The 13,197-nt window shown below is 57.8% G+C and carries 12 protein-coding genes and 2 tRNA genes; 1 reads left to right on the top strand and 13 read right to left on the bottom strand.

The features are described 5' to 3' along the window. Window positions 1–4 precede the first annotated feature (4 nt). From nusA to rlmE, 10 genes are all read right to left on the bottom strand, one after another. Window positions 5–1,486, bottom strand: coding sequence for a transcription termination factor NusA (gene nusA, locus LRS56_30740; protein WDU62997.1), 1,482 nt, complete (start codon window positions 1,484–1,486; stop codon window positions 5–7). A 47-nt stretch (window positions 1,487–1,533) separates the two neighbouring features. Further along, window positions 1,534–1,992, bottom strand: a complete 459-nt coding sequence (gene rimP, locus LRS56_30735; protein ID WDU62996.1) for a ribosome maturation factor RimP — start codon at window positions 1,990–1,992, stop codon at window positions 1,534–1,536. A 141-nt stretch (window positions 1,993–2,133) separates the two neighbouring features. Further along, a tRNA-Met gene (locus LRS56_30730) sits at window positions 2,134–2,210 on the bottom strand. A 96-nt stretch (window positions 2,211–2,306) separates the two neighbouring features. Then, window positions 2,307–2,392, bottom strand: a tRNA-Leu gene (locus LRS56_30725). Between the two features lie 22 nt (window positions 2,393–2,414). Continuing rightward, window positions 2,415–2,798, bottom strand: coding sequence for a preprotein translocase subunit SecG (gene secG, locus LRS56_30720; protein ID WDU62995.1), 384 nt, complete (start codon window positions 2,796–2,798; stop codon window positions 2,415–2,417). 4 nt (window positions 2,799–2,802) lie between these two features. After that, complete coding sequence (tpiA, locus tag LRS56_30715; GenBank protein ID WDU62994.1) at window positions 2,803–3,558, bottom strand: triose-phosphate isomerase; 756 nt, start codon at window positions 3,556–3,558, stop codon at window positions 2,803–2,805. Window positions 3,559–3,624: 66 nt separating this feature from the next. After that, window positions 3,625–4,962 (bottom strand): phosphoglucosamine mutase, encoded by a 1,338-nt coding sequence (gene glmM / locus LRS56_30710; protein ID WDU62993.1) that lies wholly within the window; start codon window positions 4,960–4,962, stop codon window positions 3,625–3,627. Between the two features lie 16 nt (window positions 4,963–4,978). After that, window positions 4,979–5,830, bottom strand: a complete 852-nt coding sequence (folP, locus tag LRS56_30705) for a dihydropteroate synthase (GenBank protein WDU62992.1) — start codon at window positions 5,828–5,830, stop codon at window positions 4,979–4,981. Window positions 5,831–5,838: 8 nt separating this feature from the next. Then, window positions 5,839–7,749, bottom strand: a complete 1,911-nt coding sequence (ftsH, locus tag LRS56_30700) for an ATP-dependent zinc metalloprotease FtsH (GenBank protein ID WDU62991.1) — start codon at window positions 7,747–7,749, stop codon at window positions 5,839–5,841. Window positions 7,750–7,949: 200 nt separating this feature from the next. Beyond that, window positions 7,950–8,600, bottom strand: coding sequence for a 23S rRNA (uridine(2552)-2'-O)-methyltransferase RlmE (gene rlmE, locus LRS56_30695; GenBank protein WDU62990.1), 651 nt, complete (start codon window positions 8,598–8,600; stop codon window positions 7,950–7,952). A 105-nt stretch (window positions 8,601–8,705) separates the two neighbouring features. Here rlmE and LRS56_30690 point away from each other — a divergent pair, with 105 nt between their 5' ends. Then, window positions 8,706–9,014: a YhbY family RNA-binding protein gene (locus tag LRS56_30690; GenBank protein ID WDU62989.1), complete on the top strand. Its 309-nt coding sequence runs from the start codon at window positions 8,706–8,708 to the stop codon at window positions 9,012–9,014. Here LRS56_30690 and LRS56_30685 read toward each other — a convergent pair. From LRS56_30685 to carB, 3 genes are read right to left on the bottom strand one after another with little or no spacing between them, the layout of a single operon-like run. After that, window positions 9,007–9,438: an MFS transporter gene (locus tag LRS56_30685; protein WDU62988.1), complete on the bottom strand. Its 432-nt coding sequence runs from the start codon at window positions 9,436–9,438 to the stop codon at window positions 9,007–9,009. The genes LRS56_30690 and LRS56_30685 overlap by 8 nt on opposite strands. A gap of 28 nt (window positions 9,439–9,466) precedes the next feature. Beyond that, window positions 9,467–9,943, bottom strand: a complete 477-nt coding sequence (greA, locus tag LRS56_30680; protein ID WDU62987.1) for a transcription elongation factor GreA — start codon at window positions 9,941–9,943, stop codon at window positions 9,467–9,469. Next, the gene (carB, locus tag LRS56_30675) at window positions 9,940–13,161 is read right to left on the bottom strand and encodes a carbamoyl-phosphate synthase large subunit (GenBank protein ID WDU62986.1); all 3,222 of its coding nucleotides are present in this window, start codon (window positions 13,159–13,161) and stop codon (window positions 9,940–9,942) included. Before carB ends, greA begins: the two co-directional genes overlap by 4 nt. Window positions 13,162–13,197 lie beyond the last annotated feature (36 nt).

The following is a 13,197-nucleotide window of genomic DNA, read 5'->3' as shown; positions in this document are numbered from 1 at the left end:
CTAATTACTCGAACCAATGGGCTCGGGCGGCCATGATCAACTTGCCGGCACGATCATCGTCAATGCCGTCGATGTCGAGCAGATCGTCAATAGACTGCTCGGCCAGGTCTTCGCGGGTAATTACGCCGCGCACCGCCAGTTCCATCGCCAAATCCTTGTCCATACCCTCAAGCGAGAGCAGGTCTTCGGCCGGATGGGCGTCTGCCAGCTTTTCCTCAGTAGCGATGGCTTTAGTCAACAAACGATCCTTGGCCCGAGCGCGAAGCTCGTTGACGGTGTCTTCGTCAAAGCCGTCGATGTTGAGCATTTCTTCCAACGGTACGTAGGCAATCTCTTCCAGGCTAGTGAAGCCTTCATCTACCAGCACCTGCGCCAGGTCTTCGTCGACTTCCAGCTCGTCGATGAAGTTGCGCAGGATGTCACCGGTTTCAGCTTGCTGCTTAGCCTGGATGTCCGATTCGGTCATCACGTTCAGGGTCCAGCCGGTCAGTTGGCTGGCCAGACGCACGTTCTGACCACCACGACCAATGGCCTGAGCCAGATTGTCTGCGCCAACGGCGATGTCCATTGCATGGGCATCTTCGTCAACGATAATTGCCGCCACTTCAGCCGGCGACATGGCGTTGATCACGAACTGCGCCGGGTTATCGTCCCACAGCACGATATCCACACGCTCACCGCCCAATTCGCCCGACACGGCCTGCACACGCGAACCGCGCATACCGATGCAAGCGCCTTGCGGGTCGATGCGTTTGTCCTTGGAGCGGACCGCGATCTTGGCACGCGAACCCGGGTCGCGGGACGCAGCCATGACTTCGATCAGGCCTTCGGCGATTTCCGGCACTTCAATACGGAACAGCTCGATCAGCATTTCCGGCGCGGTACGCGACAGGATCAACTGAGGGCCGCGGTTCTCGGTGCGGATTTCCTTGAGCAGCGCACGCAGACGTACGCCGACACGGAAGGTTTCGCGAGAGATGATGTCTTCGCGGGCCAGCAACGCTTCAGCGTTATTGCCCAGGTCGACGATCACGTTGTCGCGGGTAACTTTTTTCACGGTGCCGGAGATGATTTCACCCAGGCGCTCGCGATAAGCGTCGACGACTTGAGCGCGCTCGGCTTCGCGAACCTTCTGCACAATGACCTGCTTGGCAGTTTGTGCAGCAATACGGCCGAACTCGATCGATTCGATCTTTTCTTCGACGACATCACCGACCTGGGCGCCAGGGTGCGTTTCGGCAACCTTGCTCGGCCAGGTTTCGATGGCCGGATCGTCAAGATCGGCTTCTTCGACGACCGTCCAGCGACGGAAAGTCTCATAGGCACCGGTGTGGCGGTTGATTTCCACACGCAGATCAACTTCGTCTTCAAAACGCTTTTTGGTAGCAGTGGCCAGGGCCAGCTCCAGCGCTTCAAAAATCACGTTTGCCGGTACGCCCTTTTCATTGGATACCGACTCAACAACCAGCAGTACTTCTTTGCTCATCGTACGCCTCGCCTTTCGCAAGCCATTGGATCCGCGGGATCCGCGTCTCAGTCAAAACTGGGAATAATGTTGGCCTTGTCGATCATATCGATCGGCAACAGGAACTCATGGTCTTCTACCTGCACCACGACATCCTGTTCTTCTACACCGCGCAGAAGGCCCTGAAAGTTGCGTCGCCCTTCGAACGGGGATCGCAGCTTGATCTTCACTTGTTCACCGGCAAATTTTGCAAACTGATCAATAGTGAACAGTGGGCGTTCCATGCCTGGCGAGGAAACTTCGAGGGTGTATTCAACGGAGATTGGATCTTCAACATCCAGGACACCGCTGATCTGACGGCTGACAATGGCACAATCGTCCACCAGCACGCCGCCCTCTTTATCGATATAAACGCGCAACATTGAGTGGCGACCTTGAGCCGAAAACTCAATACCCCAGCATTCATAGCCTAGGGCCACGACCACCGGGGCCAACAAGGCCTGCAACTCTTCTAGCTTGCTCGACACCTGAACCCCCCTCGTGCATGTATGTGCATGCTGTGCAAAATAAAAAAATGGGCGAAACGCCCATCCTTGAAACGCCGTCGAACAGCGGCGTTGAAAGTGTCCAGCTAACAAAAAGCCCCTTAAAAGGGGCTCCGCTAAAACTGGTTGCGGGGGCCGGATTTGAACCGACGACCTTCGGGTTATGAGCCCGACGAGCTACCAGACTGCTCCACCCCGCGACAAAGCTGGGGCGGAAGTATACGACCGATCCCTTACAGGGTCAATGTAACCTTCCACCTACAAGAAAGCCCGCAACAGCGGGCTCTCCTGATAATTGGTACCGAGAAGGGGACTCGAACCCCTACACCCTATGGGCACAACCACCTCAAGGTTGCGTGTCTACCAATTCCACCACCTCGGCAATACAGCGCTTACAACCCTTCTTACTTCTGCTCTTGAGCTGGAGGTACGTCAGTCGCTGGAGTAGCCGACTTTTGCTCTTGAAGCACCGGGACATCATCAGAAGCCGGTTTTGCTTTTGGTACTTCCAACACTGCTGGGTTTGGGAGACCTACTTGAGTCAGCACATGAGCTTTCTCTTTAGCAAAGTAACCTAACCCCAAGCTGGTTATGAAGAAACCGGCGGCAAGTATAGCAGTAAACTTACTAAGAAAGGTAGAGGAACCTTGGCTTCCGAACACAGTATTTGAAGCACCTGCACCGAAAGACGCACCAGCATCCGCACCTTTACCCTGTTGCAACAAAACCAGGGCAACTACGCCCAGGGCAGCCAACAGATGAAAAACGACTACGACTGTTTCCAGCATTTTTTCAGTTTCCCGCGGCGCGACAGATCGCACCGAACTCATCTGCATTCAGGGAAGCTCCACCAATGAGCCCCCCATCGATATCCGGCATGCCGAACAGTTCGACCGCATTGGCCGCCTTCACGCTGCCGCCGTATAGAAGCCGCACACCTTGTGCGACTTCAGAATTCTCTGCCGCTAACTGCGCGCGGATGGCTGCGTGCACATCCTGCGCCTGTTGCGGTGTAGCAGTCAGCCCGGTGCCAATGGCCCAGACCGGCTCGTAAGCAATAACTGCCTTTGCAAATGCACCGACACCCAGCTCCTCGATGATGCTGCCCAACTGACGCGAGACAACTTCAAGAGTCTTGCCCGACTCACGCTGCTCAAGGGTCTCCCCTATGCACAACACTGGAATCAAGCCACAAGCCTGTGCCGCTGCGAACTTGCGATTGAGTGTCCCATCACGCTCGCCCATCATCTGACGGCGCTCGGAGTGCCCGACAAGCACATAGGAACAACCCGCATCAACCAGCTGACTCGGCGAAATCTCACCGGTCAACGCACCTTGCATGGGCTCCACCGCAGAATTCTGCGCGCCGACCTGAATCGACTTACCTTTCAAGCCATCAACAACCTGGTTGATATGCAAGCAAGGCGGGAAAACCGCAACATCAACACCGCTAGGCAAGGCCAAGTGACGAAGGCCATTGATCAGCTCAGCGACACTGGCGCGGGTACCGTGCATCTTCCAGTTACCAGCTACCATAGTGCGACGCATGCTGTACCTCGTCGGTCAAAGTGGGCGCAGATGTTACCCAACCACATCATCACTGGCAAGCCGAATTCAGGCGCAAACTTCAGTTACTAGTTTTGCCAGGTCTTCGGCGTGGCCACGAACCTGCGTTTCGTCGTCACCTTCGACCATAACGCGCACCAGAGGCTCTGTGCCGGACTTGCGCAGCAACACCCGCCCACGCCCCGCCATTGCCAGGGTCACGCGCTCGCAGGCTTCCTTGACAGCTGGGTGCTCGATCGGGTTTTCGCCACCGGCAAAACGCACATTAAGCAACACCTGTGGGCATTTGCGCAGGGCTTGGCGCGCTTGAGCGAGACTCTCTTGGCGACGGCGCAGGGACAGCAATACCTGCAGTGCCGCAATGATCGCATCGCCGGTGGTGGTGTGCTGGAAGCACACGACATGCCCCGAGTTCTCACCACCCACCTGCCAGTTACGCTCCAGCAGTTCGGCGATTACATAGCGGTCACCGACATTGGCGCGCACGAACGGAATGCCCAGATCTGCCAGGGCCAATTCCAGCCCCAGATTGCTCATCAACGTACCAACGACGCCACCTTGCAGTTTGTTACGCTCATGCAGGTCACGGGCAATAATGAACAACAGATCATCACCGTCGACCACGGCTCCGGTGTGATCCACCATCAGCACGCGGTCGCCATCACCGTCGAAAGCAATCCCCAGGTCCGCATGCTCGGCCAGGACTGCCGCCTGCAACTGCCCCATATGGGTGGAGCCGCAGTTTTCGTTGATGTTCAACCCGTTAGGCTGGGCCGACAGCACCGTCACGTCCGCCCCCAACTCCCTGAATACGCTTGGCGCGACTTTGTAGGTGGCACCATGGGCGCAATCGACAACAATTTTCAGCCCGGCAAAATTGGTGCTGCTTGGCACGCTGCTCTTGCAGAACTCGATATAACGGCCAGACGCGTCATTGATACGCGACACTTTGCCCAGCTTGCTGGACTCAACCACCGTCATCGGCGCGTCCAGCAGCTCTTCGATCATCAACTCGATCTCGTCGGGCAGCTTGGTGCCCAGACCCGAGAAGAACTTGATGCCGTTGTCATCATGGGGATTGTGCGAGGCGCTGATCACAATACCGGCTTCAGCGTGGAAGGTACGCGTCAGGTAAGCGATCGCCGGTGTCGGCATGGGGCCCAGCAGCATTACATCAGCACCTGCGGCCGACAAACCAGCCTCCAGCGCGGACTCAAACATGTACCCCGAAATTCGGGTGTCCTTGCCCACCAGGATGCGACACGCGCCCATACTGCGGAACGCCATGCCTGCCGCCCAACCCAGCTTGAGCATAAAATCAGGAGTAATCGGAAACTCACCGACCCGACCACGGATACCGTCGGTGCCAAAGTATTTTTTAGTCATAAGTGCTCCATCATTCTTATTCGGCTGATTCTACAGCGGCCAGCATGCGCACCACATCCACGGTCTCGGCGACATCGTGCACGCGCAAGATCCGTGCGCCCTTGGTCACCGCAAGCGCCGCCAGTGCAAGACCACCGTACAGTCGCTCGCCTACCGGGCGATTGAGGGCCAGCCCTATCATGCTCTTGCGCGAAACGCCGACCAACAGGGGCCGACCAAGGGCATGCAGGGATTCCATGTGTTTGAACAGGCTTAAATTGTGTTGCAGGGTCTTGGCGAAGCCAAACCCTGGATCGAGGATGATCTTTTCAGGTGCGATACCCACGGCAGCACATTGAGCGATCCGTTCAGCCAAGAAATTACTCACCTCGCCAACCAGATCGTCATAGCGCGGATCGTTCTGCATGGTGCCGGGCTCGCCCAGCATATGCATCAGACACACCGGCAGGCCAGTTGCCGCCGCCGCATCCAGAGCACCATCACGCTGCAGCGAACGCACGTCGTTGATCAGCCCGGCGCCCAGGCGCGCGGTTTCACGCATTACTGCGGGGGTCGAGGTGTCCACCGAGATGATTACATCCAGCTCACGTGCGATGCGCTCAACGATCGGCGCCACACGCTCAAGCTCTTCCACCGGCGAAACCACGCGAGCGCCCGGCCGGGTCGACTCACCACCAACATCGATCAGGCTCGCACCCGCCGCGACCATCGCCTCTGCATGCCGCAAAGCAGCATCCAGCTGGCTGAAGCGGCCGCCGTCGGAAAAGGAGTCGGGGGTTACATTAAGAATGCCCATGACATGTGTATGGGCCAAATCAAGAACCCGGTTGCCGCAAGGCAACCGGGTATAGGACAGCGCAAAAGTCATCTCAAACCTTAGTGGTCAGCTGCCGGGCCGCCGATCGGGGTTTCCGGGCGTTCGTTCTGCACCACTGGCGGAGTGCCGGAAGTACCCGAACCACCTTCCCAATCGCGAGGCTCACGCGGCGTACGGCCGGCCATGATGTCGTCGATCTGGTCGGCATCAATGGTCTCGTACTTCATCAGCGCATCCGCCATGGCGTCCAGCTTGTCGCGGTTGTCGGTGAGGATCTGCTTGGCCGTGCCGTAGCACTGATCAATGATACTGCGCACCTCGGAGTCGATCAGCTTGGCTGTCTCACCAGAGAAGCTGGCGTTTTGACCGCCACCACCACGGCCCAGGAAGACTTCACCTTCTTCCTCTGCATACATCAACGGACCGAGTTTTTCCGACAAGCCCCACTTGGTCACCATGTTCCGTGCAATCTGGCTGGCACGCATGATGTCGTTGGAAGCACCGGTGGTTACACCATCAAACCCGAGGGTCATCTCTTCAGCAATCCGGCCGCCGTACAGCGAGCAGATCTGGCTGATCAAGGCACGCTTGGAGAGGCTGTAGCGATCCTCTTCCGGCAGGAACATGGTGACACCCAGCGCCCGACCACGAGGAATGATCGACACCTTGTAAACCGGATCATGCTCAGGCACGACGCGACCCACAATGGCGTGACCAGCTTCGTGATACGCAGTGTTCTGCTTCTCTTTCTCGGACATGACCATGGATTTGCGCTCGGCGCCCATCATGATCTTGTCTTTTGCCAGTTCGAACTCTTTCATTTCAACGATGCGCTTGCCGGTACGGGCCGCAAACAGCGAAGCCTCGTTCACCAGGTTGGCCAGGTCGGCACCCGAGAAGCCTGGAGTACCACGCGCAATCACGGCCGGAGCCACGTCGTCACCCATGGGCACTTTGCGCATGTGTACTTTCAGGATCTGTTCGCGACCACGGATATCCGGCAGGCCAACCACCACTTGGCGGTCGAAACGGCCAGGACGCAGCAGCGCAGGGTCCAATACGTCAGGACGGTTGGTTGCGGCGATGACGATGATGCCGTCATTCATTTCGAAACCATCCATCTCGACCAGCAACTGGTTGAGGGTCTGCTCGCGCTCATCGTGACCGCCACCCATGCCGGCACCACGATGGCGGCCGACGGCGTCGATTTCATCGATAAAGATGATGCATGGCGCGTGTTTCTTGGCCTGTTCGAACATATCGCGAACGCGGCTGGCGCCGACACCGACGAACATTTCGACGAAATCGGAACCGGAAATGGTGAAGAAAGGCACCTTGGCTTCGCCGGCAATCGCCTTGGCCAGCAAGGTTTTACCGGTACCCGGAGGGCCGACCATCAGCACGCCGCGAGGAATACGACCACCCAGGCGCTGGAACTTGCCCGGGTCGCGCAGGAACTCAACCAACTCACCGACTTCTTCCTTGGCCTCATCGCAGCCCGCGACGTCAGCCAGGGTGGTCTTCACCTGATCTTCAGAGAGCAGGCGCGCCTTGCTCTTGCCGAAGCTCATCGGCCCGCCCTTGCCTCCCGCACCGCCTTGCATCTGGCGCATGAAGAACATGAACACGGCGATAATCACCAGGATCGGGAAGCTGGCCACCAACAGTTGAGTCCAGATGCTCTGCTGCTCTGGCTGCTTGCCTTCGACAACGACTTTGTTGTCCACCAGGTCGCCAATCAGGCCATTGTCCGGAATGTTCGGACGAATGGTCTTGAAGCCATCGCCATCGATGCGTTTGCCGGTGATAACAGCGCCATCAACCGTCACGCGCTCGACCTTGCCATCCTTAACTTGTTGGATGAAGTCGGAATAGTTGAGGGTCTGCGGCTCGTTAGGGCTGGAGAAGTTGTTCATCACCGTCACCAGGACAGCCGCGATGATCAACCACAGGATCAGATTCTTTGCCATATCGTTCAATTAACTACCCTCTGAAGCAAGCTCCGCTACTGGCGCGCGCTTCGCATGATATTCACCGGCCTAACTTACTACATTACCTACAACACTGGCAGGCGCCGTCTGTAACCCTTTGTGAAACTTTGACTACACAATATTCGTAAAGCTTCGTGACGAAAGCGATATAAAAAAACCTATCGCCCTCCTCCAATTCCTTAAAAACGCTCTTCGCTCGCAGCCCCTTCAACACCGCGGAAGCCACGGCACAACAGATACTGCTCGCGGGACCTGTCCCGGGAAGAGTCAGGTTTACGCGTCTGCACCTTGTCGAACAACTTGCGAATGTTCTTGTGGTACTCGTCAAAACCCTCGCCCTGGAAGACCTTCACCAGGAAGTCGCCACCAGGACGCAACACCCGACCCGCCAAATCCAGCGCCAGTTCACACAGGAACATCGCTCGCGGCATATCGACGGCCGGTAATCCACTCATATTGGGGGCCATGTCGGAAATCACAAGGTCTACCTGCGAATTTCCCACAGCTTCAAGGATCTGGGCGAGCACGGCGTCTTGGGTGAAGTCCCCGTGAACAAAGGTCACATCCGGGATACTGTCCATTTCCAGTATGTCGGAAGCGATCAAGCGACCTTGCCCACCAATCAGACGACTGGTCACTTGGGACCATCCACCCGGGGCGGCGCCCAGGTCGATAACGCTCATGCCTGGACGGATCAGTTTGTCCTTGTCCTGGATCTCCAGCAGCTTGTAACTGGCCCGGGAACGATAGCCGTCCTTTTGCGCCTTTTTGACGTAAGGGTCGTTGAAATGCTCTTGCAGCCACTTAAGACTAGTTTTGGAACGGGCCACGGGCCACCTCGAAAATAAAACGGGTCGTGATTAACTGGGCGGTCCCGGACTCGCTCGGGTAAACTGGCCGCCGCTTTTTACAAGATCAGACGCAGGGGTCAGATTATGCCGCTCACTCAAGAGCAGAAGAAACAGTACAAATCCATTGGCCACCATCTGAAACCAGTTTTGATTGTGGCAGACAACGGTTTGACTGAAGGTGTGTTAGCCGAACTTGAACGCGCATTGGGCGATCACGAACTGATCAAGATCAAGGTCAACATCCTTGATCGCGAAGCGCGCCTGGCCGCCATTGCAGAACTGTGCAAGGTAGGCAAGGCGGACCTGGTTCAGGTCATCGGCAAGATGGCGCTGCTGTATCGCGAGAACTTCAGCGTCAACAAGCAACTGTCGAACGTACACCGCTTCAAGTAGCTTTCAAATGGCAACAAGGGTTACGGGCGTGCTTCGCGCGCCCGCCACTCCATCCCGGTGCAGGCTGTATAACCAGCACCAGGCCGGAGAACCCTAGCACAAGATAGCTGAATAGCTGCCAGCGCAACGCTTCCGGCAACCACACATGCACGACGCAAAACATCGCGCATGCATACAGCGCCATCAACAGCAGTTGGCCGCGAATATCCCGCCACAAACTCCCCAAGCCCTCGGCCTTGACCAGCACCAGAACCTGGAGCGTCACACACGCCGCCGCGAAACCCACCAGCAGCGCACTGAGCAATCCATCGATCTCATCGATCAGCAACGGTGCCAGGCCAATCAGGCCCAGCGCCGGCAATACACCAATATGCAACAGCCACAGGCCGCCGACCCACAGCATCTGGGAGAGCTGCCAAAGCATGGCGCCCGCACGCAGCGGGCGCCGTCTTTCAGACGTGACGAACTTCAACAATCTCGTACTCGATCACGCCACCAGGCGTCTTCACCGCCACCACATCACCCTCTTCCTTGGCAATCAAGGCGCGGGCGAGTGGGGAACCGACAGAGATCTTGCCGAGTTTAAAGTCAGCCTCATCTTCACCCACGATGTGGTAGACCACGCTTTCGTCAGTCTCGACGTTGGCGATTTCCACAGTGGTGCCGAAAATCACTTTGCCGGTCTTAGGAATGGTCGTGACGTCGATGACCACCGAGTTCTGCAGGCGGCCTTCGATGTCGCGGATCCGCGCTTCGACCATACCTTGCTGCTCGCGAGCAGCGTGGTATTCGGCGTTTTCCTTCAAGTCACCCAGTTCGCGGGCCGTACCGATGTCCTGGCTCAGCTTTGGACGTACGACCTTGGTCAGATGGGCGTGCTCCTCTTCCAGGGCCTTGAAGCCCTGGACGGTCATTGGGTATTTGGTCATGCCTTCAATCCTGCGTGTAGATCCTGCAAGCGACGCACGGTCTTTTCAGGACCGAACTTGAGCGCTTCGCAGATGGCTTCGCCTGCAGCAATGGTGGTGGTGCAGTAGATCTTGTGCTGCAAGGCGTTACGACGAATGGAGTAAGAGTCCGCGATCGACTGGCGACCTTCGGTGGTGTTGATGATCAGAGTGACTTCGTCATTCTTGATCATGTCGACCACGTGCGGACGGCCTTCCGTCACCTTGTTCACGCGACGCACTTTCAGACCGGCAGCTTCAATCAGCTTGGCGGTCCCGGCGGTGGCCACGATTTCGAAGCCCAAGTTGATCAGATCACGGGCCACGCCTGCAACCAGTGGCTTGTCGTCATCACGCACGCTGATAAACGCAGTACCGCCGGTCGGCAGCACTTCGCTGGCGCCCATCTGGGCCTTGGCGAACGCTTCGCCAAAGGTATCGCCTACGCCCATCACTTCACCGGTGGACTTCATCTCTGGGCCCAGGATCGGGTCCACACCAGGGAATTTGGCGAATGGGAACACCGCCTCTTTCACGCTGTAGAAGTTAGGAATGATTTCCTTGGTGAAGCCGATTTCCTTCAGGGTCTTACCGGCCATCACGCGGGCAGCGATCATGGCCAGGGACACACCGATGCATTTGGAAACAAATGGCACAGTACGCGAAGCACGCGGGTTGACCTCGATGACGTAGATGTCTTCGCCTTGCAACGCCAACTGCACGTTCATCAGGCCGACTACGCCCAGTTCCAGGGCCATTTTCTTGACCTGCTCGCGCATCTCGTCCTGGATGTGCGCCGGCAGCGAGTACGGCGGCAGCGAGCATGCAGAGTCACCGGAGTGAACGCCCGCCTGCTCGATGTGCTGCATGATCGCGCCGATCACCACGTCAGTGCCGTCGCACACCGCGTCCACGTCCATTTCGATGGCGCAGTTGAGGAAGTGATCCAGCAGCACCGGGCTGTCGTTGGAGACTTTCACCGCGTCACGCAGGTAACGCTTGAGTTCTTCTTCTTCGTAGACGATTTCCATCGCACGGCCGCCCAGTACGTAGGACGGACGCACCACCAGCGGGTAGCCGATCTTGCTGGCTGCACGGATGGCTTCGTCTTCGCTACGCACGGTGGCGTTCGGCGGCTGACGCAGGTTCAGGCGCTCAACCATTTGTTGGAAGCGCTCACGGTCTTCTGCACGGTCGATGGCGTCCGGGCTGGTGCCGATGATCGGCACGCCAGCGGCTTCCAGGGCGCGAGCCAGCTTCAGCGGGGTTTGGCCGCCGTACTGGACGATCACACCTTTTGGCTTCTCGACGCGGCAGATTTCCAGCACGTCTTCCAGGGTTACCGGTTCGAAGTACAAACGGTCGGAAGTGTCGTAGTCAGTGGAAACGGTTTCCGGATTGCAGTTGACCATGATGGTCTCGTACCCGTCTTCGCGCAGGGCGAGGGCAGCGTGTACGCAGCAGTAGTCGAACTCGATACCCTGGCCGATACGGTTAGGACCGCCGCCCAGGATGATGATCTTGTCACGACCCGACGGTGCGGCTTCGCACTCTTCCTCGTAGGTGGAGTACAGGTACGCAGTATCAGTGGCGAACTCGGCCGCGCAGGTGTCAACGCGCTTGTAGACCGGGAAGATCTCCAGCTTGTGGCGATGGGTGCGCAGGTTCTTCTCGGTCACACCCAACAGCTTGGCCAGGCGCTGATCAGAGAAGCCTTTACGCTTGAGGCGGAACATCATGTCGCGGTCGATGCTGGCCAGACCCAGGGTCTTGACCTTCTCTTCTTCCTTGATCAGATCCTCGATCTGTACCAGGAACCACGGGTCGATCATGTTCATGCCGAAAATATCTTCGACGGTCATGCCGGCGCGGAAGGCATCCGCCACGTACCAGATACGCTCGGCGCCCGGCACGGTCAGCTCGCGCTTGAGCACGCTCATACTTTCCGGGTTGCTCAGGTCGAGCTTCTCGTCCAGGCCGCAAACGCCCACTTCCAGACCGCGAAGGGCTTTCTGCAGGGATTCCTGGAAGGTCCGGCCGATGGCCATGACTTCGCCCACGGATTTCATCTGGGTGGTCAGGCGTGCGTCGGCCTTGGCGAATTTCTCGAAGGCGAAACGCGGCAGCTTGGTCACGACGTAGTCGATGGACGGCTCGAAGGACGCCGGCGTAGCGCCACCAGTGATTTCGTTTTGCAGCTCGTCCAGGGTGTAGCCGATCGCCAGCTTGGCGGCGATGCGCGCAATCGGGAAGCCGGTAGCTTTCGATGCCAGCGCCGAAGAACGCGATACACGCGGGTTCATCTCGATCACGACCATGCGGCCGGTGTCCGGGCAGATACCGAACTGAACGTTGGAACCGCCGGTTTCAACGCCGATCTCACGCAGTACCGCCAACGAGGCGTTACGCATGATCTGGTATTCCTTGTCCGTCAGGGTCTGCGCTGGCGCAACAGTGATCGAGTCACCGGTGTGCACACCCATCGGGTCAAAGTTTTCGATGGAGCAGACGATGATGCAGTTGTCCTTCTTATCGCGGACAACCTCCATCTCGTATTCTTTCCAGCCGATCAGCGATTCATCGATCAACAGCTCTTTGGTCGGCGACAAGTCCAGACCACGGGCGCAGATTTCTTCGAACTCTTCACGGTTGTAAGCGATACCGCCACCGGTGCCGCCCATGGTGAACGACGGACGGATGATGCACGGGAAGCCCAGCTTTTCGAGAACCGCGTTGGCCTCTTCCATGCTGTGGGCGATACCGGAACGCGGGCAGTCGAGGCCGATGGACTTCATGGCCTTGTCAAAACGCGAGCGGTCTTCAGCCTTGTCGATGGTGTCGGCATTGGCGCCAATCATCTCTACGCCGAACTTTTCCAGAACGCCTTCGCGCTCCAGGTCCAGGGCGCAGTTCAGAGCGGTTTGACCGCCCATGGTCGGCAACAGTGCGTCCGGACGCTCTTTCTCGATGATCTTGGCAACGGTCTGCCACTTGATCGGTTCGATGTAGGTGGCGTCAGCCATGTCCGGGTCGGTCATGATGGTGGCCGGGTTGGAGTTCACCAGGATGACGCGGTAACCCTCCTCGCGCAGGGCCTTGCAAGCCTGGGCGCCGGAGTAGTCGAATTCGCAGGCCTGGCCGATCACGATCGGGCCAGCGCCGAGAATCAGGATGCTTTTTATGTCTGTACGTTTTGGCATGGGTTTGTCACTCAAATCCGCAGGTCAGTCGGCAAG

The sequence above is a fragment of the Pseudomonas poae genome (assembly GCA_028869255.1).
Classification (GTDB): domain Bacteria; phylum Pseudomonadota; class Gammaproteobacteria; order Pseudomonadales; family Pseudomonadaceae; genus Aquipseudomonas; species Aquipseudomonas poae_C.
This window is presented reverse-complemented; position numbering and strand designations above follow the sequence as displayed.

Excerpts from the sequence above, each read along its gene's own strand:
- nusA (WDU62997.1), bottom strand. The coding sequence starts at position 1,486 with ATGAGCAAAGAAGTACTGCTGGTTGTTGAGTCGGTATCCAATGAAAAG.
- secG (WDU62995.1), bottom strand. The coding sequence starts at position 2,798 with ATGCTGGAAACAGTCGTAGTCGTTTTTCATCTGTTGGCTGCCCTGGGC.
- tpiA (WDU62994.1), bottom strand. The coding sequence starts at position 3,558 with ATGCGTCGCACTATGGTAGCTGGTAACTGGAAGATGCACGGTACCCGC.
- glmM (WDU62993.1), bottom strand. The coding sequence starts at position 4,962 with ATGACTAAAAAATACTTTGGCACCGACGGTATCCGTGGTCGGGTCGGT.
- folP (WDU62992.1), bottom strand. The coding sequence starts at position 5,830 with ATGACTTTTGCGCTGTCCTATACCCGGTTGCCTTGCGGCAACCGGGTT.
- ftsH (WDU62991.1), bottom strand. The coding sequence starts at position 7,749 with ATGGCAAAGAATCTGATCCTGTGGTTGATCATCGCGGCTGTCCTGGTG.
- LRS56_30690 (WDU62989.1), top strand. The coding sequence starts at position 8,706 with ATGCCGCTCACTCAAGAGCAGAAGAAACAGTACAAATCCATTGGCCAC.
- LRS56_30685 (WDU62988.1), bottom strand. The coding sequence starts at position 9,438 with ATGCTTTGGCAGCTCTCCCAGATGCTGTGGGTCGGCGGCCTGTGGCTG.
- greA (WDU62987.1), bottom strand. The coding sequence starts at position 9,943 with ATGACCAAATACCCAATGACCGTCCAGGGCTTCAAGGCCCTGGAAGAG.
- carB (WDU62986.1), bottom strand. The coding sequence starts at position 13,161 with ATGCCAAAACGTACAGACATAAAAAGCATCCTGATTCTCGGCGCTGGC.